At 70.6% G+C, this 26374-nt stretch carries 24 protein-coding genes and 1 tRNA gene; 8 read left to right on the forward strand and 17 right to left on the reverse strand.

Annotated elements, in window-relative coordinates; genetic code table 11:
• Positions 1 to 240 precede the first annotated feature (240 nt).
• Positions 241 to 534 carry an antibiotic biosynthesis monooxygenase family protein gene (locus tag BXA10_RS04180; protein WP_076468261.1) on the forward strand — a complete coding sequence of 98 codons (294 nt, stop codon included), beginning with the start codon at positions 241 to 243 and terminating at the stop codon, positions 532 to 534.
• Positions 535 to 684: 150 nt separating this feature from the next.
• Here the strand turns inward: BXA10_RS04180 and BXA10_RS04185 are convergent, their stop codons facing one another.
• From BXA10_RS04185 to uvrB, 4 genes are all read right to left on the reverse strand, one after another.
• Positions 685 to 1545 (reverse strand): helix-turn-helix domain-containing protein, encoded by an 861-nt coding sequence (locus tag BXA10_RS04185; protein ID WP_076467701.1) that lies wholly within the window; start codon positions 1543 to 1545, stop codon positions 685 to 687.
• 186 nt (positions 1546 to 1731) lie between these two features.
• Entirely contained in the window at positions 1732 to 2100 is a 369-nt protein-coding gene (locus BXA10_RS04190; RefSeq protein WP_076467703.1) for a VOC family protein, read from the reverse strand.
• A gap of 58 nt (positions 2101 to 2158) precedes the next feature.
• Positions 2159 to 3007: a helix-turn-helix domain-containing protein gene (locus BXA10_RS04195; RefSeq protein WP_076467705.1), complete on the reverse strand. Its 849-nt coding sequence runs from the start codon at positions 3005 to 3007 to the stop codon at positions 2159 to 2161.
• Positions 3008 to 3023: 16 nt separating this feature from the next.
• Entirely contained in the window at positions 3024 to 5132 is a 2109-nt protein-coding gene (gene uvrB, locus BXA10_RS04200; protein WP_076467707.1) for an excinuclease ABC subunit UvrB, read from the reverse strand.
• Between the two features lie 342 nt (positions 5133 to 5474).
• Between uvrB and BXA10_RS04205 the strand changes: the two genes are divergently transcribed.
• Positions 5475 to 6947: a hypothetical protein gene (locus BXA10_RS04205; RefSeq protein WP_076467709.1), complete on the forward strand. Its 1473-nt coding sequence runs from the start codon at positions 5475 to 5477 to the stop codon at positions 6945 to 6947.
• Between the two features lie 19 nt (positions 6948 to 6966).
• On the opposite strand, the gene coaE is transcribed toward BXA10_RS04205, so the two are convergent.
• Together coaE and rpsA are read right to left on the reverse strand one after the other, a co-directional pair.
• On the reverse strand, positions 6967 to 8148 hold the full coding sequence (gene coaE / locus BXA10_RS04210) for a dephospho-CoA kinase (RefSeq protein WP_076467711.1): 1182 nt from the start codon (positions 8146 to 8148) through the stop codon (positions 6967 to 6969).
• Between the two features lie 359 nt (positions 8149 to 8507).
• Positions 8508 to 9989 carry a 30S ribosomal protein S1 gene (rpsA, locus tag BXA10_RS04215; RefSeq protein WP_076467714.1) on the reverse strand — a complete coding sequence of 494 codons (1482 nt, stop codon included), beginning with the start codon at positions 9987 to 9989 and terminating at the stop codon, positions 8508 to 8510.
• Between the two features lie 439 nt (positions 9990 to 10428).
• Here rpsA and BXA10_RS04220 point away from each other — a divergent pair, with 439 nt between their 5' ends.
• The 4 genes from BXA10_RS04220 to BXA10_RS04235 are packed head-to-tail and all read left to right on the forward strand — an operon-like array spanning position 10429 to position 12611.
• Positions 10429 to 11232 (forward strand): class I SAM-dependent methyltransferase, encoded by an 804-nt coding sequence (locus tag BXA10_RS04220; RefSeq protein ID WP_076467717.1) that lies wholly within the window; start codon positions 10429 to 10431, stop codon positions 11230 to 11232.
• A 58-nt stretch (positions 11233 to 11290) separates the two neighbouring features.
• Positions 11291 to 11893, forward strand: a complete 603-nt coding sequence (locus tag BXA10_RS04225) for a Uma2 family endonuclease (protein WP_245828124.1) — start codon at positions 11291 to 11293, stop codon at positions 11891 to 11893.
• A 42-nt stretch (positions 11894 to 11935) separates the two neighbouring features.
• Positions 11936 to 12157, forward strand: a complete 222-nt coding sequence (locus BXA10_RS04230; protein WP_076467720.1) for a hypervirulence associated TUDOR domain-containing protein — start codon at positions 11936 to 11938, stop codon at positions 12155 to 12157.
• Positions 12144 to 12611, forward strand: a complete 468-nt coding sequence (locus BXA10_RS04235) for a DUF3140 domain-containing protein (RefSeq protein WP_076467722.1) — start codon at positions 12144 to 12146, stop codon at positions 12609 to 12611. The genes BXA10_RS04230 and BXA10_RS04235 overlap by 14 nt, the downstream gene beginning before the upstream one ends.
• 275 nt (positions 12612 to 12886) lie before the next feature.
• Here BXA10_RS04235 and polA read toward each other — a convergent pair whose 3' ends face one another.
• The 11 genes from polA to BXA10_RS04290 form a co-directional block, all read right to left on the reverse strand.
• Positions 12887 to 15586, reverse strand: coding sequence for a DNA polymerase I (gene polA, locus BXA10_RS04240; protein ID WP_076467725.1), 2700 nt, complete (start codon positions 15584 to 15586; stop codon positions 12887 to 12889).
• Between the two features lie 91 nt (positions 15587 to 15677).
• Positions 15678 to 16487: an amino acid ABC transporter ATP-binding protein gene (locus BXA10_RS04245; protein WP_076467727.1), complete on the reverse strand. Its 810-nt coding sequence runs from the start codon at positions 16485 to 16487 to the stop codon at positions 15678 to 15680.
• On the reverse strand, positions 16484 to 17467 hold the full coding sequence (locus BXA10_RS04250) for an amino acid ABC transporter permease (RefSeq protein ID WP_076467729.1): 984 nt from the start codon (positions 17465 to 17467) through the stop codon (positions 16484 to 16486). Before BXA10_RS04250 ends, BXA10_RS04245 begins: the two co-directional genes overlap by 4 nt.
• A gap of 6 nt (positions 17468 to 17473) precedes the next feature.
• Complete coding sequence (locus tag BXA10_RS04255; protein WP_076467731.1) at positions 17474 to 18379, reverse strand: ABC transporter substrate-binding protein; 906 nt, start codon at positions 18377 to 18379, stop codon at positions 17474 to 17476.
• 34 nt (positions 18380 to 18413) lie between these two features.
• Entirely contained in the window at positions 18414 to 19124 is a 711-nt protein-coding gene (locus BXA10_RS04260) for an ABC transporter ATP-binding protein (protein WP_076467733.1), read from the reverse strand.
• The gene (locus BXA10_RS04265; protein ID WP_076467735.1) at positions 19114 to 19944 is read right to left on the reverse strand and encodes an ABC transporter ATP-binding protein; all 831 of its coding nucleotides are present in this window, start codon (positions 19942 to 19944) and stop codon (positions 19114 to 19116) included. Before BXA10_RS04265 ends, BXA10_RS04260 begins: the two co-directional genes overlap by 11 nt.
• Positions 19937 to 21046 carry a branched-chain amino acid ABC transporter permease gene (locus tag BXA10_RS04270; RefSeq protein WP_076467738.1) on the reverse strand — a complete coding sequence of 370 codons (1110 nt, stop codon included), beginning with the start codon at positions 21044 to 21046 and terminating at the stop codon, positions 19937 to 19939. Before BXA10_RS04270 ends, BXA10_RS04265 begins: the two co-directional genes overlap by 8 nt.
• Entirely contained in the window at positions 21043 to 21993 is a 951-nt protein-coding gene (locus tag BXA10_RS04275) for a branched-chain amino acid ABC transporter permease (RefSeq protein WP_076467741.1), read from the reverse strand. The genes BXA10_RS04270 and BXA10_RS04275 overlap by 4 nt, the downstream gene beginning before the upstream one ends.
• A gap of 102 nt (positions 21994 to 22095) precedes the next feature.
• The gene (locus BXA10_RS04280) at positions 22096 to 23256 is read right to left on the reverse strand and encodes a branched-chain amino acid ABC transporter substrate-binding protein (RefSeq protein WP_076467743.1); all 1161 of its coding nucleotides are present in this window, start codon (positions 23254 to 23256) and stop codon (positions 22096 to 22098) included.
• A 225-nt stretch (positions 23257 to 23481) separates the two neighbouring features.
• On the reverse strand, positions 23482 to 24714 hold the full coding sequence (locus BXA10_RS04285) for a hypothetical protein (RefSeq protein WP_076467749.1): 1233 nt from the start codon (positions 24712 to 24714) through the stop codon (positions 23482 to 23484).
• Between the two features lie 68 nt (positions 24715 to 24782).
• Positions 24783 to 25403: an ANTAR domain-containing response regulator gene (locus tag BXA10_RS04290; RefSeq protein ID WP_076467752.1), complete on the reverse strand. Its 621-nt coding sequence runs from the start codon at positions 25401 to 25403 to the stop codon at positions 24783 to 24785.
• A gap of 106 nt (positions 25404 to 25509) precedes the next feature.
• Here BXA10_RS04290 and BXA10_RS04295 point away from each other — a divergent pair.
• Together BXA10_RS04295 and BXA10_RS04300 are read left to right on the forward strand one after the other, a co-directional pair.
• Positions 25510 to 25586: transfer RNA gene (locus tag BXA10_RS04295), tRNA-Leu, on the forward strand.
• Between the two features lie 31 nt (positions 25587 to 25617).
• Complete coding sequence (locus BXA10_RS04300; protein ID WP_076467755.1) at positions 25618 to 26364, forward strand: helix-turn-helix domain-containing protein; 747 nt, start codon at positions 25618 to 25620, stop codon at positions 26362 to 26364.
• The last annotated feature ends 10 nt before the right edge of the window (positions 26365 to 26374 follow it).

The following is a 26374-nucleotide window of genomic DNA, read 5'->3' on the forward strand; positions in this document are numbered from 1 at the left end:
GGCGGGGGTGGCTGACGCCACCGCCGCCCGCCCTGGCCTGACATTTCGGCCCGTTCCGGCGCTCCCCCTGACCAGGCTGGCTGCGGTAGTCGCGCTGAGGACCGCCGTCACCACCACTACGGCATCCTAGGAGGCTGGGTCATGTGGGCGGCCGGAGCGGGTCGGCCGAACTTCGAGGCGGCGTCGTCCAGTGGAGAGACCCCGATCCGGCCGCCGCAAGCGGCGTGGCAGGCTGTCCGCATGGTGCTCGAGGTTGCGCTGATCGACGTACTGCCCGGACACGAGGACGCGTTCGCCGCCGCGTACGCCCAAGGGCACCCGGTGCTGGCCGGCACGCCCGGCTGCCGGTCGGTGCGGATGACCCGGGGCGTCGAATCCCCGTCCCGCTTCGTGCTGCTCGTCGAGTGGGACTCGGTCGAGGCGCACGACGAGAACTTCCGCGCCACGGAGCGGTTCACGCAGTGGCGGACGCTCATCGGCCCGCACTTCGCCAACCCACCAGTGGTCGAGCACTTCACCGACGTACCGGCCTGACGGCCAGCAGCCCCGACCGGCGCCGGCCGCTGTCGTACCCCTGCCCTAGGGTGCGGTCGCACGCGTGGGCCACCGGTCCCGACGGGCTCGGGGGCGCCGGGCCCGGTGCCCGCGCGCCGGCACCCCGTCCGCCTCGTGCGGACCCGCCGATCAGTCGCCGACGCTGCGGGCCAAAACGGTCACCGTCTCCTCCGCCGGGAGCGCCGCGTTCAGCAGCGCCTCGGTGATCCGCTCGTACCGATCGACGTCGGCCGCCGTGGCGAGCCGCACGTCGGTGGTCAACGTCTCCAGCATCACGGTGCGCGGATCCGCCGGGTCGGGGAAGGCATAGCAGGAGTACGGCGTGAGCGGGTGCAGGCCGCCCAGCGCAGCCGCGCCCCGGGGCAGCAGCCGCAGGGTGACGTTCGGCAGAGCGGTCAACGCGACCAGGTGACGCGCCTGCTCCCGCCAGACCTCGACCGGTATCTCCTCCGGGTCGCAGGCGGCCTCGGCCAGCAACGCCGTGTACCGGGGCGGGTCCGCCCGGCGCAACACCTCCTGCCGCACCGCCCGGGCACGCACCTCGGCGTCCACATCGTGCTCCGGATCGAGCGCGACGGCTGGGGCGAGCCTCAGCCGGGCGTACGCCGGGGTCTGCAGCAGCCCCGGCACGACGGCCGGCTGGTACTCGACTATGCGCGCCGCCCCCGCCTCCAGTTCGGCGTACGTGCGCTGACGCTCCCCCATCTCGCCCAAGGCCTTCCACCAGCCCCGGCTGGTGGCCGCGTCGCGGGCGATGACGATGAGCTGGTCCCGCAGCGGCACCGGCACCTGGTAGACGTCCAGCAGGTCGAGCACGTCGGCCAGGTCGGGACGGCTCTGGCCCAGCTCGATGCGGGACAGTTTCGACGTCGAGGCCCACCCCAGCCGGTCACAGACCTGCTCCAGGGTCAGCGCCTCGCGCCGGCGCAGTTGGCGCAGCTCGGCACCGAGCCGCACACGGCGAATGACAGGACTCGTTGGCAGCGGCATTCCCGGCCTCCCCACCGAGGGAGAGTACGCAGCACAGTCACGCAGCGCAATACCTTGCTCGCACAACGCAACCGCCGTCGGCTTGATCACCGGGAGGGGCCGCGGGTGGCCGGCGAGCCAAGCCCCACCGCGTGTGACGGGCCGGCGCCGCGCGACGGCGGCACCCACCAGGTCGACCTGCCGCCTTCAGGGCCGGTAGGTGCCGAAGCTCCACACGTTGCCGGCGAGATCACGGGCCGCGTAGTCCCGTGAGCCGTATTCGGTGTCGAACGGCGCACGGATGATCTCGGCGCCGGCGGTCCGGGCCCGCGTGTAGTGGGCGTCGACATCGTCGATCGCGACGTACACCGCCGCGTCGTCCTCGGCCGGCCGCGGCCGGGGCTCAGCGCGTCCGCCGAGCATGATCATGCCGGTGTCCAGGATGAGTTCGGCATGGGCCACGCTGCCGTCCGGGGCCTCATGCACGGCGTGCACCGCGAAGCCGAAGGCGGCGCAGAGCCAGTCGATGGCGGCGCGGGGGTCCGGGTAACGAAAGACGGGATAGACGGTACGCATGGCTCCGAGTCTGCCGCCGGATCGGCCACGGCGATTGGACGAATGTGACCTCGGCCGGTCACCTCGGACGACTGCCCGCCGACAGCGCCGCAGGCGTGTCACCCGCGAACTCCCGGAAGTCGCGAATCAGATGTGACTGGTCGTAGTAGCCGAACCGGGCGGCCACGTCGGCCCCACCGCCGACCGGCCCGAGGTCGGGCGCTGGCGACACCGGCAGCAGCGGGCCGGTCAACGCCGCGTACGCCCGCTGGAAGCGCAGCAACCGTGCCGTGGTCTTCGGCGACAGCCCGACCTCGTGCCGGAACCGGGCGGCCAGGTGCCGCCGGCTCCACCCCACGTCGTCGGCGAGCAGTCCGATCCCGACCCGGCCGCCGCTCGCGTCCAGCCGCCGCCAGGCCCAAGCGACTCGTGGATCCGCCGGCGCCGAGGCGGCCAGTCGGGCGGTGAACACCTCGTCCAGCAGCGCGAACCGTTGCGACCAGGCCGGCGTCTCCGCGAGCCGCTGCCGGAGCCGGTCGAGCCAGCCGCCGGGCAGCACGGCCACGTCCGCCGCCCGGTTCGCCAGCTCCACCAGGGGCAGGCCGAGGAGCCGGCGGGCGGTCAACGGGGCCAGCAGCACCTGCACCCCCTCCCCCACACCGACCGTCTCGGTCCGGCACCACCGGTCGAACGTGCCGGCCACGAAGGAGTTCACCCCGTACGCGCTGCGCTGCCTGCTACGCGGATCGATCACGTCGAGCGGGGCGCCCCAGCCGAGGATGAGCACCACGAACGCGCCGGCCGCCTCGCGGCGCACCAGCGGCAGGTCCGCGCGCTCCCGATAGCCGACGTACCGCTCGACGTACGGGCGCAGCGCGACCGAGGGCAGCCCGAGGACTATCCCGCCGGCCGGCCCGCCCGTCGTCATCGGCGGGGAGCCGCGCTCACTTCACGCCCGCGGCGTCCATGCCCCGCAGCTCCTTCTTCAGGTCGGCGATCTCGTCGCGGATCCGGGCGGCCAACTCGAACTGCAGCTCCCGGGCGGCGCCGAGCATCTGGTCGTTGAGCTCCTGGATGAGCTGCGCCAGGTCGGCCCGGGCCATCCCCTCCCGAGACGGGGTGGAGGTGGCCGCCCGGCCACGGCTGCGGGTCTCCTTGACCGGCGCCTTGCCTCGGGACAGCTGCCGCACCGCACCGCCCACGGTGTTCTGCGCGGTGTCCTCGGCCTCGCGGTAGATGTCGTCGAGGATGTCGTGGATCTTCTTACGCAGCGGCTCGGGGCTGATGCCGTGCGCCTCGTTGTGTGCGATCTGCTTGGCCCGCCGCCGGTTGGTCTCCTCGATCGCGTCCGCCATCGACGGGGTGATCTTGTCGGCGTACATGTGGACCTGGCCGGACACGTTTCGGGCCGCCCGGCCGATGGTCTGGATCAGCGATCGGCCGCTGCGCAGGAAGCCCTCCTTGTCGGCGTCGAGGATCGCCACCAGCGACACCTCGGGCAGGTCGAGGCCCTCCCGCAGCAGGTTGATGCCGACCAGCACGTCGTAGTCGCCCTTACGCAGCTCGCGCAGCAGCTCCACCCGGCGCAGCGTGTCGACCTCGGAGTGCAGGTAGCGCACCCGGATGCCGTTCTCCAGCAGATAGTCGGACAGGTCCTCGGCCATCTTCTTGGTGAGTGTGGTGACCAGCACCCGCTCGTCCCGCTCGGTGCGCAGCTTGATCTCGTGCATGAGGTCGTCGATCTGCCCCTTCGTGGGCTTCACGATGACCTCCGGATCGATCAGGCCGGTCGGGCGGATCACCTGCTCGACGAACTCGCCCTGTGCCTGCTCCAGCTCCCACGGGCCGGGGGTGGCGGAGAGGAAGACCATCTGGCCGACCCGCTCCAGGAACTCGTCGAAACGCAGCGGCCGGTTGTCGGCGGCGCTGGGCAGCCGGAAGCCGTGGTCGATGAGCATCCGCTTGCGGGAGGCGTCGCCCTCGTACATGCCGCCGATCTGCGGGATCGTCACGTGCGACTCGTCGATGACCGTCAGGAAGTCGTCGGGGAAGTAGTCGAGGAGGCAGTGCGGCGGGCTGCCCGGGAGCCGGCCGTCGATGTGCATCGAGTAGTTCTCGATGCCTGAGCAGAAGCCCACCTGGCGCATCATCTCGATGTCGTACGTGGTGCGCATCCGCAGCCGCTGGGCCTCCAGCAGCTTGCCCTGCCGCTCCAGCTCTGCCAGCCGCTCGGCCAACTCGGTCTCGATGTCACGGATCGCCCGCTCCATCCGCTCCGGACCGGCCGCGTAGTGGGTGGCCGGGAAGATCATCAGATGGTCGACCTCGCGGACCACGTCGCCGGTGAGCGGGTTGAGGTAGTAGAGCTTCTCCACCTCGTCACCGAAGAGCTCGATCCGGACGGCCAGCTCCTCGTACGCCGGAATGATCTCCAGCGTGTCGCCCCGGACCCGGAAGGTGCCCCGGTTGAAGGCCATGTCGTTGCGGGTGTACTGGATGTCGACCAGGCGGCGCAGCAGCTGGTCGCGGTCGAGTTCCTGGCCGACGGCCATCCGGACCGCGCGGTCGAGGTACTCCTCCGGGGTGCCCAGGCCGTAGATCGCCGAGACGGTGGCCACCACGACCACGTCGCGGCGGGTGAGCAGCGACATGGTCGCCGAGTGCCGCAGCCGCTCGACCTCCTCGTTGATCGAGGAGTCCTTCTCGATGTAGGTGTCGGTCTGCGGGATGTAGGCCTCGGGCTGGTAGTAGTCGTAGTAGGAGACGAAGTATTCGACGGCGTTGTTCGGCAGCAGCTCGCTGAACTCCTTTGCCAGCTGCGCGCAGAGCGTCTTGTTGGGCGCGAGCACCAGCGTCGGCCGCTGCAACCGCTCGATGAGCCACGCGGTGGTGGCGCTCTTGCCGGTGCCGGTCGCGCCGAGCAGCACCGTGTTGCGGTCGCCACGGCGGACCCGCCGCTCCAGGTCGTCGATGGCCGCCGGCTGGTCACCGGCGGGCTGAAATTCACTGACGACCTGGAAACGGCCGTCAAGCCGGGGAATGTCGAGCGCCATGACCTCAACGGTACGCCGCCGGTCCGACAGGTTCGGCCGACCAGGAGGCGGGTGACCAGCTTCGATATTCCCATTGTGTGCCACATGCCACCGGACTACCCTCTGCGTGTAGGCCGCTCGCGGCGGCCGACCGGGCCGGCGGCCCGGCCGACATCACGGCCGGCGGTCGCCCCCGGCACGGTGGTCGCAGCACCCGGTTGCCCGGCGTGCGCACCCGACGTGGTCGCGCCAGAGGCGCACCGGCCGCCGCGAGCGCCCTGCTCGTCACTCCATGCACCTCCGGCCGTTCAACAACGCGTGGAAACATCCCGAGCCCGGGCCTCCCGTCCGGATCCCGCGGACATGCCCCCGACCGCCCGCAGCGGCCCGAGTCGCGCCCTGCCCGCTGTCGCGGTGCCGCCCCCCGGCCCCGCGAACGCCGGCCCCGACGACACCGGGCTCTTGCCGAAGGTCACCGCCCGGCGGCGGCGTCACCTGCTGGCGGTGCTCGGCCTGGTCGCGGTCCTGTCCGCCGCGGGACTGGTGCTCGGGCTGCTCAGCTGGGCGCCCGAACCGTCGGCGCCGCCCCGGGCGCTGGCCCCCGTCGAGGCCGAGCGGCTGGCGGCGGTGCGGGTGACCAACTACCGCGACCTGCGCGCCGGGGTGCACGTGACCATCGGCGCCGAGAACTCCCGCACCGAACTGGTGGGCTGGGTGGACTGGTCCCGCCCGCTGCTCTATCTGGACGTCGGCGGTCCCGGCGCCGGCGCCGAACGCGGTCTGCTCCAGGCCACGCCCACGGTGCTGATGATCCGGCCCGACCCGTCGGCCGTGCCCACCGCCGCGCCGCCTCCGCTGGTGCCTCCCGCGGACCGTTGGCGACTGCACGAGCTGCCCGCCGGGCACGCCCTGGCGCCCGTACTCAAGCTGCTCTTCGACCTCGCCGCCGATCGCCCGGACCCGGCCCCGCCGGCCGGTGCCCGCTGGGTGGCCCGCGAGACCCTCGCCGCCGGGCCGGTCGACGTCCTGCAGGCTCCCCTGCCGGGGTCGGCGACCATCGAGCCCGACCCGGACGACCGGCCACGGTACTGGGTCGACGACGACGCCCGGCTGCACCGGTTGGCCGTCCGGCTTCCCGGATCGGGAGCGGTGAACGTGGACCTCAAGCGGACGGACCGACCGACCCTGCGGCCCGTCGACGCCCTGGGCGGCCGGCCGGGATTGCCCCGGGCGTTGACCGCCGCCGAGCAAACCCGGTTGGAGCGTCTCCCCGAGCGGCTGCGCGCCCGTCAGGGGGCGACGGTGACCCTCACCGCTCCCGTGGGGCGTGCGACGAACCTGCGTGGTGCGGGCTGGCTCAGCTGGACCCGCCGTACCGGCTACCTGGCGGTGACCGACCTCGGCGTACCGGAACGCCGGACGCTGCGGTGGCGGGACGCGGCCGGCGTGTCCCGCGCGCAGGTCCCGGCAGCGGGCGATCCGGAGAAACCCGAGAAGCCACCGCTGCCGCCGCCGGCCGACGTCACGTGGAAGTCCGAACGGGCCGGCGCGGACGACGTCGGCGTGCTGGTGGACGCGGCGCTCACCGCCGGTCGCACAGCACCCCGTGGCACGGCCGTCCGGCTGCGGGAGGACACCCTGGCCGACCATCCGGTCGATGTCGTGGAGCTGCGCGACGGCCGGAACCTGCTGCGCTACTGGATCGACCGTGACGGTCTGCTCCGCCGGGTGGAGGTACGCACCGGTACGGCCACCTGGGCGCAGCTCGACCTTCAGCCCGGCCGGGTGCCCACGCTGCCCGCCCCGAAGCGGCCGGCCGCCCGCTCGTCGCGTTGAGGCTCGGCGGCCGGTACGGTCAGGGCCGCCAGCCGGTCTGGGCGGCCCACTCCTCGGCGCGCAGGTACTCCTCGTCGAACCACGGGTCCCTGATGGTCGGGAAGTCGGCACCGTCCGGGGCCGAGGCCGCCAACTCCTGCTTGAACAGCAGATACGCGGCCCGCTGCCCCGGATCGGCGCGCAGGTGGTCACGCATCAGCAGCGCGTACCGCCAGCCGGGTGAATCGGCCACGCGAACGTGCAGGTTCACCGCACGGCCCGGGTCCGCGCTGCCGTGCAACCGTTTCTCCCACCGGCCGCTGCCGGCCGGGCGGGGGTCGTCCCACCACTCGCCCGGCATCCGGGGGAACCCGGCATCAGCCAGCCGATGCGCGATCGTGCCGTCCGCCTCGGCCAGGGACGGCACGGTGAGCTGGACGTCGATGACGTCCCTCCCCGCGAGACCGGGAACCGCCGTGGGTCCGATGTGATCGATCCGCAGGTCGGTCGGACCGAGCGCGTGGCGGATCCGGGCGGCCAGGCGCGCGTACTGCTGCGGCCACGTCGGGTCGTACTCGGCCAGCTGCACCTGCCGCGGCCGGGCCACCCGCCGCTCCCGCACGTTGCGTTCATAGGGCAGCAACCGGTCGTGCCAGAGCGCGTCGACCGCCGTGTACAGCTCGGCCAGGCTGCCGTCGTTGCTGAGCAACGCGTCGGCCGCCGCGCGCCGGCGGGCGTCGTCGGCCTGCGCGGCAACCCGCCGCTCGGCCTCCGCGCGATCCATCCCCCGGTCACGGGCCAGCCGTTCCAACCGGATGGGCACGGCCGTCTCCACCACGATCACCAGGTGGTACGTGGGCACGAGCCCCACCTCGACCAGGAGCGGCACGTCGTTGACCACTACCGCGTCGGGTGCCGCCGCGGCGGCGAGCTCGGCGGTCCGGGCGCGTACCCGGGGATGCGTGATCGCCTCCAACCGGCGGCGGGCGGCTTCGTCGGCGAAGACGACGGCGCCCAGCGCGGCCCGGTCGAGGCTGCCGTCAGCGGCCAGTACCCGCGGTGAGAAGGCCTCGACGATCTCCGCGAGCCCCGGGGTGCCCGGGGCGACCACCTCCCGCGCGATACGGTCGGCGTCGATCAACACCGCGCCCCGCTCCGCGAGACGCGCCGACACGGCGCTCTTACCCGATCCGATTCCCCCGGTCAGCCCTGCCATCAGCACGGTCCCCAGTCAACCCGATCACGTCCGCCGTACCAAACGGGCCCCGCCACCGGGCAGGCGATCGGGCGCATGGTGGGGATGATCCACTCGCGGTCATGGAGGCCGGGGTGTCCGGCTGTGACGGATACCCCGACTTCAGGGATGTCGAGTCGATCAAACCGGCGAGTCCCGGTCGTTCCGCGCTCGCCAGCGGACCGCGGGCAGGGCGAGTGACCGGGAGTACGGGCGCGCGGCACAAGCGCGGACACGGCGCGGACGCGGAGACGGCGAAGGCCCCGCCTCCGACGATCCGGAGATCGTCGAGGGCGGGGCCCGTGGTCGTCGGCGTCAGCGGCGCCGAGTCGAACCTGCCGTGCGGGTCACTTGCCGCCGGCGAGCTTCTCCCGCAGGGCAGCGAGAGCCTCGTCGGTGGCCAGGGTGCCGGCCGGCTCCTCCTGGCGGCTCGGGGCCGCGCTGGTGGAGGTGGCGCCGGTGACCGCCGGAGCCGGGTTGGCAGCGGCCTCGGCCTCGGCGGCGCGGGAGTTCTGCACCTGCTTCTGGTGCGCCTCCCAGCGCTGGCGAGCCTCGGCGTACTGGTTCTCCCAGGTCTCGCGCTGCTTGTCGTACCCCTCGAGCCACTCGCCCGTCTCCGGGTCGAAGCCCTCCGGGTAGATGTAGTTGCCCTCGGCGTCGTAGGTCGCGGCCATGCCGTAGAGGGTCGGGTCGAAGTGCTCCTCGCCCTCGACGAAGCCCTCGTTGGCCTGCTTGAGCGACAGCGAGATCCGGCGGCGCTCCAGGTCGATGTCGATGACCTTGACCATGACCTCGGAGCCGACCTGGACGACCTGCTCCGGGATCTCCACGTGGCGCTCGGCCAGCTCGGAGATGTGGACCAGGCCCTCGATGCCGTCGTCGACGCGGACGAACGCACCGAACGGCACCAGCTTGGTGACCTTACCCGGCACGATCTGCTGGATCGCGTGGGTACGGGCGAACTGACGCCACGGGTCCTCCTGGGTCGCCTTCAGCGACAGCGAGACCCGCTCGCGGTCCAGGTCGACGTCCAGGACCTCGACCTCGACCTCCTGGCCCACCTCGACGACCTCGGACGGGTGGTCGATGTGCTTCCAGGAGAGCTCGGAGACGTGCACCAGACCGTCCACGCCGCCGAGGTCGACGAACGCGCCGAAGTTGACGATCGAGGACACGAGGCCCTTGCGGACCTGGCCCTTCTGAAGCTTGTTGAGGAACTCGGTGCGCACCTCGGACTGGGTCTGCTCGAGCCAGGCCCGGCGGGACAGAACCACGTTGTTGCGGTTCTTGTCCAGCTCGATGATCTTGGCCTCGAGCTCGCGGCCGACGTAAGGCTGCAGGTCACGCACCCGCCGCATCTCGACCAGGGAGGCGGGGAGGAAGCCGCGCAGGCCGATGTCGAGGATGAGGCCACCCTTGACCACCTCGATGACCGAACCGCGAACGACGCCGTCCTCGTCCTTGATCTTCTCGATCGTGCCCCAGGCCCGCTCGTACTGCGCCCGCTTCTTCGAGAGGATCAGGCGACCCTCCTTGTCCTCCTTCTGAAGGACGAGGGCCTCGATGTGGTCACCGACCGACACGACCTCGGCCGGGTCCACGTCGTGCTTGATCGACAGCTCCCGAGAGGGGATGACACCCTCGGTCTTGTAGCCGATGTCGAGCAGGACCTCGTCCCGATCGACCTTGACGACGGTGCCTTCGACAATGTCGCCGTCGTTGAAGTACTTGATGGTCTCGTCGATCGCGGCGAGGAAAGCCTCCTCAGAGCCGAGGTCGTCGACGGTGACCTTGGTGGCGCTCGAGGGAGCCTCGATGCTGCTCGTCATGTGGGCGGTTGCTCCGGTCGGATGGGATGTCACAGCAGGCTGGTGTCGCGGTGACCCGGTCGCGCCAGCGGACCCGTCGCTTGGCACACCGATCGGTTGCCAGATGCGATGATGTGGCGCCGTCGGTGGCCTCGTCGACCGCGCACCTGCTCCCTGCCGAGGTGCACGATCCGCGAGCGCATCGTCAAGCCTACCCTGCGCATTACCACAGCGTGCAAGCCCTCCCGCCCGGCTCATCGCCTCGTGAGCTGCGAAAGCCGAGAAATCGGCCCGAATCCGTCGCGGTTGTCTCCTGCGTCACAGCCGTCACGGCGGTACCGCAGCCCGGGCCGGCACCCGTGTCCGCCGGTCGTCCACCGCCACCCCGGCTCGGGTCGGCCCGGCACGGGGCCGGGCACCCACCCGGCCGCCCGGCGAGGCGAGGCCCTAGCGTGAGCGGATGGACGACGACAGCCGGGTGACCCGGCGCCGGGTCGGCGACGCCGAGGCCCGGGTGGCGAGCCGCCGCTGGTGGGACGAGGACGCCGACGACTACCAGGCCGAGCACGGGGCGTTCCTCGGGGACGTGGACTTCGTCTGGTGCCCCGAGGGAGTGCGCGAGGCGGACGTACACCTTCTCGGCGACCTCGCCGGGCGCCGGATCCTGGAGGTCGGTTGCGGCGCGGCGGCGGCCTCCCGGTGGCTGGCCACCCAGGGCGCCCGCCCGGTCGCCATGGACCTCTCCGCGGGCATGCTGCGCCACGCCGCGCAGGCCGCCGACCGCACCGGCGTACGCGTGCCGCTGGTGCAGGCCGACGCGCTCGCCCTGCCCTTCGCCGACGCGACGTTCGACACCGCGTGCACGGCGTTCGGGGCGGTCCCGTTCGTGGCCGACTCGGCGGCCCTGATGCGGGAGGTGTACCGGGTGCTGCGCCCCGGCGCCCGCTGGGTCTTCTCGGTCACCCACCCGATGCGGTGGATCTTCCTCGACGACCCGGGCGAGGGCGGCCTGCGGGCCGTGCACTCCTACTTCGACCGCCGCCCGTACGTGGAGCAGGACGACTCGGGCACGGCCACCTACGTCGAGCAGCACCGCACCCTCGGCGACCGGATCCGGGAACTGGTCGGTGCGGGATTCCGCCTGGTCGACCTCGTGGAGCCGGAGTGGCCCGAGGGGCACGAGGGGATCTGGGGGCAGTGGAGCCCACTGCGTGGCCGACTCTTCCCCGGCACCGCGATCTTCGTGACCGAGAAACCCGCGTGACCAGGTCGTCGCACCCGGAGTCCGGCGCTCGGAACATCGACGGGGTTACGCTGTGTCGGTGAGCGCCGAGCCGATCGCGACACCACCTGGCCCCTGGTGTCCGGACCCGATCCGGCAGCAGCGTGCCGACTACACGCTGGAGGACCTGCTCCACCTGCCGGACGACGCCCCCCGCGTCGAACTCGTCGACGGAGTGATCCAGGTGGCGCCCTCCCCCACCCTCGGCCATCAGGACATCTCCAGTCTGCTCTGGCTCTGGCTTCGATCCCACGCACCGGCGCGCCTACACGCCGCACAGGCCGTCGGCGTCGCTCTCAATGCGAACACCAGCCGACAGCCGGATGTACTACTCTGCCGCGCTCAGGTGAGTCCTGACCGTTCCCTCCTCACTCCCGCCGACGTGGTGCTGGCCGTCGAGGTGGTCTCCCCCGGTACCCGGCGGATCGACCGGTTCGCCAAACCCGGCGAGTACGCCGCCGCCGGCATCCCCTTCTACTGGCGCATCGAACAGGATCCGGTACACCTGTACGCATACCGCCGAGGTGACCGGATCGGCCCGGGCGGAGAACGGCAGTACGAGCTGATCGCCGAGAGCGCCGAGCTGATCGAGCTTTCCGAGCCCTTCGAGATCAAGCTGTCGATCGGCGAGATCACCCCCTGACCGGCGTCGTTTCCGCCGGCCGGCCCCGGGTAACCGGACGGCATGGCCGAGAAGAGGGATTTCCGCGAGGGCGACCACGTCTCCTGGGCCAGTCACAGCGGCCGGGCGTACGGCGTGGTCAAGGAGAAGCTGGTCGACCGGACACACGTACGCGGGCACACCGTGAACGCCTCCGAGGAGGAGCCGCAGTACCGGATCCGCAACGACGACTCGGGCCGGGACGTCGCCCACCGTCCGGAGGTGCTGCGCCATGAGCCGCGCTGACGAGGGCCGCGACACCTACCGGGAGTTCACCGAAGCGGTGAACATGAAGCCCGGCGAGCTGTCGAAGTGGCTGGAGACCGACGAGTCCAAGCATGTCGGCTGGCGGAAGAAGGGCCCGAAGGCCGGCGAGTCGGTGGGGCACGAGTCCGGCCGCCGGATCCTCGACCTGCTGCGTCGCAAGCGCGCCGAGCTCTCCGAGGCCGACTTCCGGCACATGCGCAAGGTCGTCGGCTACGTGCGCCGGCACATGGCCCAACGCCCATCTGGCGACGTCCGCAACACCAAGTGGCGCTTCTCCCTCATGAACTGGGGACACGACCCGCTGAAGGGGCCGCTGCCGCCGCCCGGCGGGCCGTCCCGCCGCGCGCTCGAACGCCGTGGCGCCCCACCGAAGAACCGGCGGGGTGCGGGACGGCAACCCGCGGAGCGCCGGCCGACCCGCCGGACGAGCTGACCGGCGGTCCCACCGCCTCGGCCTCGGGTCGCGGGTGGGGCGGGAGCGGCCAGCCGCGCGGCACGGCTCTGCCGGCGCTGCGACACGGTCGAGGCACCCCCTTCACGGAGAGTGCTTTCGGCCACGGAGAGTGCGGAGACGCTGGGTAATCGGAGGCCTTCACCAGCGACGCCTGAACTGATGACGACGCTGCGTTTCGTGGTCGTTCATCGCGGTGGCGGGCACCCGCACGGGAGCCGCGACCAGCGCGAGCCCGCCCGCGCGAGCGCGGGCCGTCAGTGGTCGGCGCTGTTCCAGTCGCGGCCCTCGCCGACGGAGACCTCCAGCGGCACCGCCAGCGGGTACGCCGCACCCATCTCGCGGCGGACCAGTTCCTCCAGCGCCGGCCGCTCGCCCGGGGCCACCTCGAAGACCAGTTCGTCGTGCACCTGGAGCAGCATCCGGGAGCCCAGCCCGGCCTCGCGCAACGCGGTGTCGACGCGCAGCATCGCGACCTTGATGATGTCGGCCGCGGAGCCCTGGATCGGGGCGTTGAGCGCCATCCGCTCGGCGATCTCCCGGCGCTGCCGGTTGTCGCTGACCAGGTCGGGCAGGTAGCGGCGGCGGCCGAGGATCGTCGAGGTGTAGCCGTCGTGGCGGGCGCGGGCGACCACCTCCTGGAGGTAGTCGCGGACCCCGCCGAAGCCGGCGAAGTAGTCCTCCATGAGGCCGCGCGCCTCCTCGGTGCTGATCCCGAGTTGCTGGGAGAGGCCGAAGGCGCTCAGCCCGTACGCCAGGCCGTAGTTCATCGCCTTGATCTTGCGGCGTTGGTCGGGCGTGACCTCGGCGAGCGGCACCTCGAAGACCGACGACGCCGTCGCCGCGTGGAAGTCGGCGCCGGAGTTGAACGCGTCGATCAACGCGTCGTCCGAGGACAGGTGCGCCATGATCCGCATCTCGATCTGGCTGTAGTCGGCGGTGAGGAGGCACTCGTAGCCCTCCCCGACCACGAACGCGCGGCGGATCCGCCGACCTTCCTCGGTACGGATCGGGATGTTCTGCAGGTTCGGCTCGGTCGACGAGAGCCGGCCGGTGGCCGCCACCGTCTGGTTGAAGGTCGTGTGGATCCGGCCGTCGTCGGAGACCGACTTGAGCAGGCCGTCCACTGTCGACTTCAGCTTGGCCACGTCCCGGTGGCGCAGCAGGTGCGCCAGCACCGGGTGCGGGTTCTGCGCGTAGAGCCACTGCAACGCGTCGGCGTCGGTCGTGTAACCGGTCTTGATCTTCTTGGTCTTCGGCAGGCCCAGCTCGCCGAAGAGGATCTCCTGCAGCTGCTTGGGCGAGCCGAGGTTGAACTCCCGCCCGACCGCCTCGTACGCGCCCTGGGCGGCGGCCTTCACCTCGGCGGCGAAGTGCGCCTCCAGCTCGGAGAGGTAGTCCGTGTCGGCGGCGATGCCGGTGCGTTCCATGGTGGCGAGCACCCGCATGAGCGGCAGCTCCACCCCGGCCATCAGCCGGGCGGACTGCTCGCCGTCGCGGGACAGCTCCGCGTCGATCGCGTCGGCCAGGTCAAGGGTGGCCCGCGCCTGGAGCATGAGGTTCTGCTCGGCCTCGCCGTCGTTGCCCAGCCCCTCCAGGGTCAGCTGGCCGGTCTGCGGGGCGTCGACCCGCAGTTCCCGGTGCAGGTAGCGCAGCGCCAGGTCGGTCAGGTCGTACGAGCGCTGGTCGGGACGGGCCAGGTAGGCGGCGATCTGGGTGTCGCGGGCGATGCCCTCCAGCGGCCAGCCGTGCGCGGCGAGGGCGAGCACAACGGGCTTGCTGTCGTGCAGCACCTTCGGTCGTTGCGCATCGGCGAGCCAGCCGGCCAGCGCCGTCTCGTCCGTGGGGTCGAGGCGGGCCGGGTCGAACCAGACGCCCGCGCCGGCCGCGGTGGCCAGCGCCATGCCCAGCACGGACGCGGTGTGCCGGCGGTTCGGGCCGGTGTCGAGCTTCGCCGCCATGCCCACCGGGGTGCCCACCGAGGCGTGCGTGCCGAGCCACCCGCTGAGCGCGCCGGGCTCGGTGAGTACCTCGCCGGCCAACTCGAAGCCGGCCTCCGCCTCCGGCTCCACCGCCTCGAGGTACTGGTAGAGCCGATCGCGCAGGATGCGGAACTCCAGGGTGTCGAAGACCTGGTGCACGGCCTCCCGGTCCCAGCCGGGCCAGCGGGCGTCCTCCGGACGCAGCGGCAGCGCCAGGTCGGAGACCAGGCAGTTGATCTCATAGTTGCGGATCACGTCGGCGAGCCGCTCACGCAGGCTCTCGCCGGCCTTGCCCTTGATCTCGTCGGCGCGGGCGACAACCCCCTCGACCCCGCCGTAGGCGGTGATCCACTTGGCGGCGGTCTTCGGGCCGACACCGGGCACGCCCGGCAGGTTGTCGCTGGTCTCGCCGACCAGGGCGGCCAGGTCGCGGTAGCGCTCCGGGGGCACGCCGTACTTCGCCTCGATCGCAGCCGGGTCCATCCGGGCCAGGTCGGAGACGCCCTTGCGGGGGTAGAGCACCGTGACGTTCTCGCCGACCAACTGGAAGGCGTCCCGGTCACCACTGGTGATCAACACGGACATGCCCTGGTCGCGGGCCTGGCAGGCGAGGGTGGCGATGACGTCGTCGGCCTCGTAGCCCTCCATCTCCACCACCGGGATGCGCAGCGCCGCGAGGACCTCCTTGACCAGGCTCACCTGACCCTTGAAGTCGGTCGGGGTCTCGCTGCGGCCGGCCTTGTACTCCGCGTACTTCTCGGTGCGGAAGGAGCGGCGCGACACGTCGAAGGCCACGACGATGTGGGTCGGCTGCTCGTCGCGCAGCACGTTGATCAGCATGGAGGTGAAGCCGTAGACCGCGTTCGTCGGCTGCCCGGTCGTTGTGGAGAAGTTTTCCACCGGCAAGGCGAAGAAAGCCCGGTATGCCAGGGAGTGTCCGTCGACGAGGAGCAGGCGCGGCGCGGTAGCTGTCACGGCAGCGACTCTAGCCGGGACCTACGACCAAACGGCAGCGACGTGGCGGGCGGCGGCGGGTGGGGACGCCCTCGGCGGGCGTCCCCAGCCGTCAGAGCACCTTGGCCAGGAACGCCTTCGTGCGGTCGTGCTGCGGGTTCGCGATGACCTCGCGCGGGTTGCCCTGCTCGACCACGACACCGCCGTCCATGAAGACGAGCGAGTCGCCGACCTCGCGGGCGAAACCGATCTCGTGGGTGACCACGATCATCGTCATGCCGTCGCGGGCCAGGTCCTTCATGACGTCCAGCACCTCACCGACCAGCTCCGGGTCGAGCGCGCTGGTCGGCTCGTCGAAGAGCATCAGCTTCGGCTGCATCGCCAGGGCCCGGGCGATCGCCACCCGCTGCTGCTGGCCGCCGGAGAGCTGCCCCGGGTAGTTGCCCATCTTGTCGCCGAGGCCGACCCGGGCCAGCAGCGCCTCGGCCCGCTCCCGGGCCGCGGCCTTGGGCTCCCGCTTGACCCGCACCGGCGCCTCGATCACATTCTCCAGGGCCGTCATGTGCGGGAAGAGGTTGAACCGCTGGAACACCATGCCGATCGAGCGGCGCTGCGCGGCGACCTCCTTCTGGCGCAGCTCGTGCAGCTTGCCACCGTGCTCCCGGTAACCGATCAACTCGCCGTCAACCCGGATCCGGCCGGCGTTGATCTTCTCCAGGTGGTTGATGCAGCGCAGGAAGGTCGACTTGCCGGAGCCGGAAGGCCCGAGCAGGCAGCAGACCTCACCGCTGCGCACCTCGAGGTCGATGCCCTTGAGCACCTCGAGGTGGCCGAACGACTTGTGCACCTGCTCGGCCTGGACCATCAGGCCCGACTCGGCGGCCGGCGCGGTCGCCTGGCTGGGTACGGTCAACTCGCTCATCCCGCCGCTCCCTGACCGCCGCCGCCGCCCTGCTCGGCCGTGATGGTGCGCAGCCGGTCACGCGCCCGCTGGGTCTGGTCGTAACCCTTGCCGAAGTGCCGCTCCAGGAAGTACTGCCCGGCCAGCAGGATGCTGGTCAGGAACAGGTACCAGAGGCAGGCGGCCACGTACATCGGGAAGATCTGGAAGGTCCGCTTGCCGACCGCGTCCAGCTGGAAGAACAGCTCGACGCTGACCGGCACGTACAGCAGCAACGACGTGTCCTTGAGCATGGCGATGGTCTCGTTGCCGGTCGGCGGGATGATCACCCGCATCGCCTGCGGCAGCACCACCCGGCGCAGCAACTGCCCGCGGCTCATGCCCAGCGCCTGGGCGGCCTCCGTCTGCCCGCCGTCCACCGACTGGATGCCCGCCCGGACGATCTCCGCCATGTACGCGGCCTCGGAGAGCGCGAGCCCCAGCAGGCCGGCCATGAAGCCGGTGAGGATGTCGCGCGAGGAGAACCCGAACAGCCGCAGCTGCAGGTTGTCGATGCCGAACAACTGCCCCAGCTGGGTGTCGAAGGGAACCCCGAACTCGATCCGGCTCCACAGGATGCCGATGTTGCCGAACACCGCAAGCAGGACGAGCCGGGGCACCGCCCGGAAGAACCAGGTGTAGAGCCAGCCCACCCCGCGCAGGATCGGGTTGTCGGAGAGCCGCATGATCGCGATCAGCACACCCAGCGTGACGCCGATCAGCATGGCCAGCACCGTCATCAGCACGGTGCCGCGCAGCAGGCCCTCGATGATCGGCGGCCGGAACATCTTGTCGACCATGAACGACCAGTTGAAGGCCTTGTTCGTGACCAGCACATGGACGAACATCGCGGCCAGCACGGCCAGCACGGCCACCGTGATCCAGCGGCCAGGGTGCCGCACGGGCACGGCCTTGATCGGTTCCGGCCGCGCCCGTACGGTTGTCGCTTCCTCGGATTTCATGTCGCGTTACGGGTTGATCGCGGGATCCGTGATCGCGCCGTCGGCCACCTTCCACTTGTCGAGCACCGTCTTGTACGACCCGTCGGTGATCAGTGCCTTGGTGGCTTCGCGGACCGCCTCGGCGAACTCCGCCTGGTCCTTGGCCACGACGTAGCCGTACGGTGCCGCCTCGTACTGCTTGTCGAGCAGCTCGAGGGCCCCGTTGGACTGGGTCACCGCGAACACACCGACCGGGTAGTCGGCGAGCATCGCGTCGTCCTTGCCCGAGACCACGGCCGCCGTCGCGGCGTCCTGGCCCGGGAACTGCTCGACGGTGATGGCCGGCTTACCGGCATCGGTGCACGCCTTCGAGCGCTTCTGGATGTCCTCGACCTGGACGGTGTCCTTCTGCACGGCGATCTTCTTGCCGCAGGCGTTGTCCAGCGCGACGCCGGCCGGGTTCCCCGTCTTGGTCACCCACTGCGTGCCGACCTGGAAGTAGCTGACCATGTTGGCCTGCGTCTTCCGCTCGTCGTTGATCGTGAACGACGAGACGCCGACCTCGTACTTGCCCGAGTTGACACCCGTGATGATGTCGCCGAAGGGCGCCGAGACGAACTCCGCCTCGAGGCCGAGCTTCTGGGCGACCGCGCGGAACAACTCCACGTCGAAGCCGATCACGGTCTTGCCGTCGTTGTCGAGGTACTCCGCCGGGGCGTACGTCGAGTCGGTACCCACGACGATCTTGCCGTCCGCCTTGATCGCGGCCGGCACCTTGTCCGCCAGGGAAGTGTCGGCCGAGGCGCTGACCGACGGGCCGGCGCCGGCCGAGTCGGAGGGCTCCTCCTCCCCACAGGCAGCGAGGGAGAGTAGCAGCGCGGCCGCCCCGGCGGCGCCGAGCACGGCCCGGCGTCCACCAGTGATGTTGAACATGACGTGCACTCCTTGGATGAGGGGTGGCAGCCGATCAGGCTACGCCGAGGTAGGCGTCCTTGACCGACGGGTCGTGCAGCAGTTCCTCGCCGGTGCCGCTCTTGACGATCCGGCCGGTCTCCAGCACATACGCCCGGTGGGCCCGGGCCAGCGCCTGCTGGGCGTTCTGCTCCACCAGCAGGACGGTGGTGCCCTGCTCGTTGATCTCGGTAATGATGGTGAAGATCTGCTGGATGAGCATCGGAGCCAGCCCCATCGATGGCTCATCGAGCAGGAGCAGCTTCGGCCGGCTCATCAGCGCCCTCCCGACGGCCAACATCTGCTGCTCACCGCCGGAGAGCGTACCGCCCGGCTGCTTACGCCGTTCCGCCAGGCGTGGGAACAGGTTCAACACCCGGTCGAGGTCCTGGGCGATACCCGCCCGGTCCCGTCGGGTGTAGGCCCCCATGTCCAGGTTCTCCAGCACCGTCATGCCCGGGAAGATGCCCCGGCCCTCCGGGGCCTGGCACAACCCCCGGCGTACCCGCAGGTCCGCCCGGAGCTTGGTGATGTCCTCACCGTTGAACAGGATCCGGCCACCGGCGACCGGCCGGATCCCGGAGATCGCGCGCATGGTGGTCGACTTGCCGGCGCCGTTGGCGCCGATCAGGGCGACGATCTCGCCCTCGTCCACCTGCAGGCTGATGCCGTGCAGCGCCTGGATCCGCCCGTACAACAGGCTCACATCATCGATCTCAAGCAGCATCGTCCGGCACCCCCAGGTAGGCGGCGATCACCTTCGGGTTCTCCCGAATCTCCGCCGGCAGCCCTTCCGCGATCTTCTTTCCGAATTCCAGGACCGCGATCCGGTCGGTGACACCCATGACCAGCTTCATGTCGTGCTCGATCAGCAGCACGGTGGTGCCCCGGTCACGGATCCTCCGGATGAGCTGCAGCAGCTCCTCCTTCTCCGCCGGGTTGAAGCCGGCCGCCGGCTCGTCCAGGCACAGCAGCACCGGATCGGTGGCCAGCGCCCGGGCGATCTCCAGCCGGCGCTGCTCGCCGTACGAGAGATTGCGGGCCGTCTCGTGCATCCGCCCGGCGATCCCGACGAAGTCGAGCAGCTCGCGGGCCTTCTCCAGCCCGTCCCGCTCCTCCCGCCAGTGCCGGGGCAGCCGGAACAACGCGGAGATGACGCTCGTCTTGTGGTGCGCGTCCGCGCCCACCTGCACGTTCTCCAGCGCGCTCATCTCGGGGAACAGCCGGATGTTCTGGAAGGTGCGGGCCATGCCCATCCGGGTGATCTGGTGCCGCTTCTTGCCGTTGATCCGCTCACCGCGGAACCGGATCTCCCCCTCGCTCGGGCGGTAGATGCCGGTCATCGCGTTGAAGCAGGTCGTCTTGCCGGCACCGTTGGGCCCGATCAGCCCGAAGATCTCACCCTTGTAAAGGGTGAAGTCCACGTCGTTGAGCGCGACGACGCCACCGAAGCGGAGCGTGACGTGGTCGACCTCGAGCAGCGGCTCACGGTTCTCCTCGACCGGCGCGGTCCGCTGCGCGGGAACGCTCTGCACCGTCTCAGCCACCGACGATCACCTCCTTGCGGCGGTCCTTGAACTCTGCCGCTCTACGCCGGTTGGCGATCAGGCCCTGCGGCCGGTAGATCATCATGACGATCAGGCACAGGCCGAAGAACATGAACCGGTACTCGTACAGCTCGATGCCGAACAGCTCCACACCCCGGAACCGTTCGATCAGGTAGTAGGCCAGGCCGCCACCGACGATGGCGCCCAGGATGTTGCCGGAACCGCCGAGGATCACCGCCGCCAGGATGATGATCGAGTTCAGCAGCTCGAAGCTCTGGTTGTTGACGAAGTTCTGCTTACCGGCGAACAACACCCCGGCCAGGCCACCGATGGCGGCACCGGAGGCGAACGCCCACAGCTTGAACTTGAACGTCGGCACACCCATCAGCTGCGCCGCGTCCTCATCCTCGCGGATGGAGATCCAGGCCCGCCCGACCCGGCTGCGGGTCAGGTTCCGCACGCCGAGCACCACCAGGATGATCAAGGTGAGGACCAGCCAGTAGTACGGCCGCGCATCCAGCACGCCGAAGATCGGCGTCCCGTCGGCGTGCTCGCCCGGCGGGTGCGGAATCTGGTTGAAGCCGCGCTGGCCCCGCAGGAACCCCGCGCTGGTCGCCGTCAGCCGGATCATCTCGGCGAAGCCCAGCGTCACGATCGCCAGGTAGTCGCCGCGCAACCGCAGCGTCGGCAGACCCAGCAGCACCCCCGACACCAGCGCCAGGGCGACCCCGATCGGCAGCACGGTCAGCCACGGCCACACCGTCTTGAGGTCGCTGCTGGGTGAGGTCAGCACCGCCACCGTGTAGGCGCCGACGGCGAAGAAGCCGAAGTAGCCCAGGTCGAGCAGGCCGGCGAAGCCGACCACGATGTTGAGGCCCACGGCCAGCAACACGTAGATCGACATCATGAACAGCACCTGGCCGAAGTTGGACCCGGTGGTCGGGATCGGCCCGAGCCACTGGTAGAACTCCTTGTTCGGCAGCGCGTAGAAGAACGCGATCACCGCGGCCAGCAGCACCCAGCGCACCCATCGTGGCGCGCCCCGCCACCGCTCACCGGCCGCCTCGCGGCCGGCGCGCACCTTCTCCAGGACGGTCGTCATGCCCGCGCCCTCCCCAGCGATTCACCCAGCAGGCCGGTCGGCCGGAACATCAGCAGCACGACCAGCACCACGAAGGCGGTCAGGTCCTTCCACTGCGCACCGAACAGGCCCGAGGCGTAGTTCTCGGTCAGGCCGAGCAGCAGGCCGCCGAGCAACGCGCCGCGCAGGTTGCCGATGCCGCCGAGCACCGCGGCGGTGAACGCCTTGAGCCCCAGGAGGAACCCGACGCTGTAGGCCAGGGCGCCGATCCGCACGTTGTACAGCACGCCCGCCACGCCGGCCATCAGGCCACCGGCGATGAAGACCATCATGATGATCCGGTCCTTGTTCACACCCATCAGCGCCGCGGTGTTCGGGTCCTGGGACACCGCCCGGATCCCGCGACCGACCCGGCTACGGTTGATGAACTGGTCGAGCCCGACCATCATCACCAACGCCGAACCGACGATCAGCAACTCCACCCAGCTGATCCCCACGTTGCCGATCCGGAACAGAGGCTCGGACGGCACCACCGCCGGCGCGCCCCGCGACAACCGCCGGGTGTAGACGCCGAACGCCTCCGAGATGACGATCGACGCGCCGATCGCCGTGATCAGGAAGGCCAGGGGTGGGGCGTTGCGCTTGCGGAGCGGTCGGTAGGCCACCCGTTCGATCACGGTCGCCACCGTCGCCGACGCCAGCGCCGCCACCAGCATCGCGACCAGCAGGTAGAACACAATCGAACCGACGCCGGAGACCCGGGAGTTGCCGGTCAGGCCGAACGCGGCCCAGGTGAAGAGCGCGGCGTACGCGCCAGTGATGAAGACCTCGGAGTGGGCGAAGTTGATGAGCCTCAAGACACCGTAGACCAGTGTGTAACCGAGCGCGACCAAGGCGTAGATCGCTCCCACGGTCAGCCCGGTCGTCGTGAGCTCTCCAAAGTTGGAGATCAAGCCGTCGACGTTCAAGAAGGGTGCTCCAGGGAACTTGAAGAGAAACCGGGGTGCGGCCGGGATGGTGCTCCCGACCGCACCCGCAGCGATTACCTGGCGATCAAAACCGCGTTGGCACTACGCCAGCGGTACCCGCTTCACCGGCACGATCTGGCCCTTCTCGACCTTGTAGGCCCAGATCTGGACCGCCGACGGGTCCAGCTCGCCCTTGTCGGTGAACTTGTACGACCCGACGACACCCTCACCGGTGTAGCCCTTCACGAACGCCAGCATGTCGGCACGGGTGTTCTTGCCCGCCTTGATGCCGGCCAGCAGGATGTTCGCCGCGTCGTAGGCGTTGTCGCTGTAAGTGCCCGGGTCCGTGCCGTACATCGCCTTGTAGTCCGCGGCGAAGGTGCCCTTCACCTCGGCGGGCGGCAGGCACGGGCAGGTGAAGATGGTGCCCTCGGCGGCCGCATCGCTCGCACCGTCGATGAACGCCGGGTCCTTCATGCCGTCGGCCCCGATCAGCGTGGCCTTGACACCGGCGTTGGTCAGCGCCTTACGGATCAGGCCACCCTCGGTGTAGTAGCCACCGAAGAAGACCGCCGTGGCGCCGGAGGACTTCACCTTGGTGACGGTGCCGGAGAACTCGGTCTGCTTGCCGCCACCCTGCACCTTGTCCGTGCCGATGACCGCGCTGCCGAGCGCCTTCTTGACCTCGTCGGCCAGGCCCGCACCGTACGCCGACTGGTCGTCGATCACGAAGACCTTGTCGGCCTTCAGCTCGTCCTTGATGTACTTGGCCGCCGCCGGGCCCTGCGCGTTGTCGTTACCGACCGAGCGGAAGAACGTCTTCCAGCCCTGCTCGCTCAGGCTCGGCCGGGTCGCGGACGCGGTGATGTGCACCAGACCCGCCTCCGAGAAGAGCGGGTTGGCCGCCTCCGACTCGCCGGAGAAGGCCGGCCCGACAACCCCGAGCACCTTCTCGTCGTCGATGGCCTGCTGGGCAAGCTGCGGCGCCTGGTCCGGGCTGCCCTGCGAGTCCAGCGGAAGCAGCGTGACCTCGCAGTCCTTGTTCTCCTTGTTGTACTTGTCAAGGGCGAGTTTCACGCCGTTGTTCTCGTTGATGCCCAGCGCCGCGTCCGAGCCGGTCAACGCCCCGAAGAACACAATCTTGAAACCACACGCGTCACCGGACGCCTCGCTGCCGCTGTCGCTCTTGCACGCCGCGGCACCACCCACGGCGAGCGCCAATGCGGCGACACCGCCGAGCACTCGTACGAGCTTCTGCCTCAAGGCCCGAACCCTCCTCCGTCCCATGGTTCGAACCACCCGCCGGCCATTGGCACTTGCGGAGCGTACGAACCCGACCGTCGTCTCGTCTGCGGTCTGGGGCCGGACGTTATCCCACCGTGAAGCGGTGGCGTAAGTCTTGAGCGACCGGGTTGACCGAACCGTTACACGGTGTGGCGGATCGGAAACGATCGTTGTAAGAACATCCTCATCAGACGCCCCAGAGGTTCAATTCCATGTGTTGGGAAGGGATCTACTCCCGTCGCCACCGCCCAGCGCCGGACCCGACGTCCACCAGACGTGCGGCCCCCGCCCGTCATCGGCCATCAACAGCAGTCGCTCCCCCTGGGCAGCCGCCGCGACAGCCGTCTCACCAGAGTCCGCCACCGCCACCGGCATCGTCACCGGCCGCCACGAACCACCCAGGTCATCCGAGTACCACAGCCGGTGACCCGCACCGGTCCGCGTCACCGCCAACAGCCCCGAACCCACTGCCGTCAACCCGGCCACCACGGCCACGCCCGGCCCGGCCGCCGCGAACGCCCCGGCCCGCCGCCACCGCGCCGCCGCCCCGTCCGCCACCGGTTCGGCGGCCGCACGCCAGGCCACGAACCCGTCCCCCACCGGACCCACCGCCACCACCGCGCCGCCCACCGACACCACCCGCTGCGCCTGCCCCCGACCACCCGGTGCCGGCAGCTCCGCCCGCCGCCACGCCACCCCGTCCGACGAGGTCCAGGCGAGCGGCGACAACGCCGTCCCGCCGGCCGGCAGCACCGCACCCACCACGAGCCAACCCGTTCCCACGGCCGACCCGTCGTATGCCGCCGTGCGGCCACGCCGGTCACCGGCCAGCTCGGGCAACCCCTCACGCAGGGTGAACTCCGCGCCGTCCGTGGAGGCCCAGACCGCCGCCCCGTCGACCCGCGATCCGACGATCAGCCATCCGTGCGGTCCGGCCACCAACCGGGACGCGCTCACCGCCCGCGGCCCGCCGAACCGCTCGAACGGCGCAGGCACCTCCCGGACCACCCGGTCAGCGCCCTCGATCCAGCTGCCGACACGCGGATTGCCGTGCGCGCCACCGCTCACCGTCCCGAGCGCCGCCAACCGGGCGGCGCGGCACGCGGCGGCGTAGAGCACCTGCTGCCGGCCGTAGAAGCTCAACGGCACCAGCCGCGGCAGCGACCAGGTCACCCCGTCGACGCTCGACCAGACGGCCGGCCGGGTGGCGCCAGCCGCGTCAGCCACCCCGCCCACCACGTACCACCGGCCGGCGCAGGCCGTCGCGTCACGCAGCAGCGGCCGGCCCGGTGCGCCCGGTGGCATCGGGAGCGTCAGCGACCGCCAACCCGGGTCGACCGGTCGCGGTGGGGCGCCGTCGGGCCGCCCCGCCCGCTCGCAGCCGGTGAGGAGCACGGCGAGCAGACCGAGCACCATGATGACGTGCCGGACGGACACGGATCCGATGTTATCGATCGGAAGGCGTCAGCGCGGCCCGGCCGGCACGGCGACGGGACTTACCCCGATCAGGACGCCGGGCGCGGCGCCTCACCGCCGGCGGTCTCGACGAGGATCCGCTCGGCGACCTCCTTCATGGTCATCCGGTGGTCCATCGCGGTCCGCTGGATCCACTTGAACGCCTGCGGCTCGGTCATCCCGTAGGTGGTCATCAAGGCGCCCTTGGCCCGTTCCACCGCCTTGCGCACCTCGAGGCGGTCGGTCAGCCCGGCCACCTCCGCCTCCAGGGCGGCGATCTCCGAGTAGCGGGAGAGCGCGATCTCCACCGCCGGCACCAGGTCGCTCTTCTGGAAGGGCTTCACGAGGTACGCCATGGCGCCGGCCGCCCGGGCTCGCTCCACCAGATCCCGCTGGCTGAACGCGGTCAGGATGATCACCGGGGCGATCCGGGCGCCGGCGATCCGCTCGGCCGCCGCCAGCCCGTCCATGATCGGCATCTTGATGTCGAGAATCACCAGGTCCGGCTTGAGCTCCTCGGCGAGCCGGACGGCGGTCTCGCCGTCCCCGGCCTCGCCCACCACCTCGTAGCCCTCTTCGACCAGCATCTCGGCGAGGTCCAGCCGGATGAGCGCCTCGTCCTCGGCGATCAGTACGCGCCTGCGCTCGGCATCCGTCTGCGTCTCGGCCACGAGCCCTACCCCCACCAGTCAGAACCCGACACCCGCCCAGCCGGGTGTCGCCGTCCTTAGCGTAGTGGGTACCCTATGAGGGGCCGCCAGAGCGTTCCGTGCGGATGTCCCCGTATTCCAACCGGTAGAGAAACGGAGCTCAAACCTCCGACAGTGTGGGTTCGAATCCCACCGGGGACACCAAAGTGTCGTACGGCCGTTCGACGATGGCCCAGTGCATCCCCCTGATATCCGCGCTCGCGCGCGGCGGCTCTACCTGTCCGGGGCCAACGTGGCGGACGTCGCGCGCAGCGTCGGCGTCTCCTACCGCACCGTGTGGGACTGGTGCCGCGCGAGACCGGAGCCAGCGATCCAGGGAACGGCTCTTCGCTGCTTCCGCTGCCGGCCTGACCATAATCCGACAGATCAACGGGCGTACGCGTACCTGCTCGGCCTCTACCTGGGCGATGGTCACCTCGTCACCACCGCCCGCGTACCGGTCCTGCGGGTCAGCTGCAGCAACAACTGGCCCGGGCTAATCGAAGCGTGTGACATGGCTATGCGAGCCGTGCTCGCCACGCGGGTCCAACGAGTCCAGCAGCAGGGCTGCGTCAGCGTGCAGAGCTACGGCAAGCACTGGCCCTGCCTGCTCCCCCAACATGGGCCGGGGAAGAAACACGAGCGCCCGATCGTCCTCGCCGACTGGCAGCAGCCGATCCTGACCGCTCACCCGGGCGACTTCCTACGGGGACTGTTCCACTCCGACGGCTGCCGAATCAGCAACCGGGTGACGGTGCGGGGCAAGCAATACGTCTATCCGCGCTACCTGTTCACCAACGAGTCCGTCGACATCATGGGGCTCTGCCAGTGGGCGCTGGACCTGCTGGGCGTCGACTGGCGGATGAACCGGTGCAACTCGCTGTCAGTGGCCCGCAGGGACGCGATCGCGGCGCTCGACCGGCACGTCGGCCCCAAGTCCTGAGCTGATCGGC

The sequence above is a fragment of the Micromonospora avicenniae genome (assembly GCF_900156065.1).
Lineage (GTDB): Bacteria > Actinomycetota > Actinomycetes > Mycobacteriales > Micromonosporaceae > Micromonospora > Micromonospora avicenniae.

Coding starts and splice junctions, on each gene's coding strand:
- BXA10_RS04180 (WP_076468261.1), top strand. CDS start 241: ATGGTGCTCGAGGTTGCGCTGATCGACGTACTGCCCGGACACGAGGAC.
- BXA10_RS04185 (WP_076467701.1), bottom strand. CDS start 1,545: ATGCCGCTGCCAACGAGTCCTGTCATTCGCCGTGTGCGGCTCGGTGCC.
- BXA10_RS04190 (WP_076467703.1), bottom strand. CDS start 2,100: ATGCGTACCGTCTATCCCGTCTTTCGTTACCCGGACCCCCGCGCCGCC.
- BXA10_RS04195 (WP_076467705.1), bottom strand. CDS start 3,007: ATGACGACGGGCGGGCCGGCCGGCGGGATAGTCCTCGGGCTGCCCTCG.
- uvrB (WP_076467707.1), bottom strand. CDS start 5,132: ATGGCGCTCGACATTCCCCGGCTTGACGGCCGTTTCCAGGTCGTCAGT.
- BXA10_RS04205 (WP_076467709.1), top strand. CDS start 5,475: ATGCCCCCGACCGCCCGCAGCGGCCCGAGTCGCGCCCTGCCCGCTGTC.
- rpsA (WP_076467714.1), bottom strand. CDS start 9,989: ATGACGAGCAGCATCGAGGCTCCCTCGAGCGCCACCAAGGTCACCGTC.
- BXA10_RS04220 (WP_076467717.1), top strand. CDS start 10,429: ATGGACGACGACAGCCGGGTGACCCGGCGCCGGGTCGGCGACGCCGAG.
- BXA10_RS04230 (WP_076467720.1), top strand. CDS start 11,936: ATGGCCGAGAAGAGGGATTTCCGCGAGGGCGACCACGTCTCCTGGGCC.
- BXA10_RS04235 (WP_076467722.1), top strand. CDS start 12,144: ATGAGCCGCGCTGACGAGGGCCGCGACACCTACCGGGAGTTCACCGAA.
- BXA10_RS04245 (WP_076467727.1), bottom strand. CDS start 16,487: ATGAGCGAGTTGACCGTACCCAGCCAGGCGACCGCGCCGGCCGCCGAG.
- BXA10_RS04250 (WP_076467729.1), bottom strand. CDS start 17,467: ATGAAATCCGAGGAAGCGACAACCGTACGGGCGCGGCCGGAACCGATC.
- BXA10_RS04255 (WP_076467731.1), bottom strand. CDS start 18,379: ATGTTCAACATCACTGGTGGACGCCGGGCCGTGCTCGGCGCCGCCGGG.
- BXA10_RS04260 (WP_076467733.1), bottom strand. CDS start 19,124: ATGCTGCTTGAGATCGATGATGTGAGCCTGTTGTACGGGCGGATCCAG.
- BXA10_RS04270 (WP_076467738.1), bottom strand. CDS start 21,046: ATGACGACCGTCCTGGAGAAGGTGCGCGCCGGCCGCGAGGCGGCCGGT.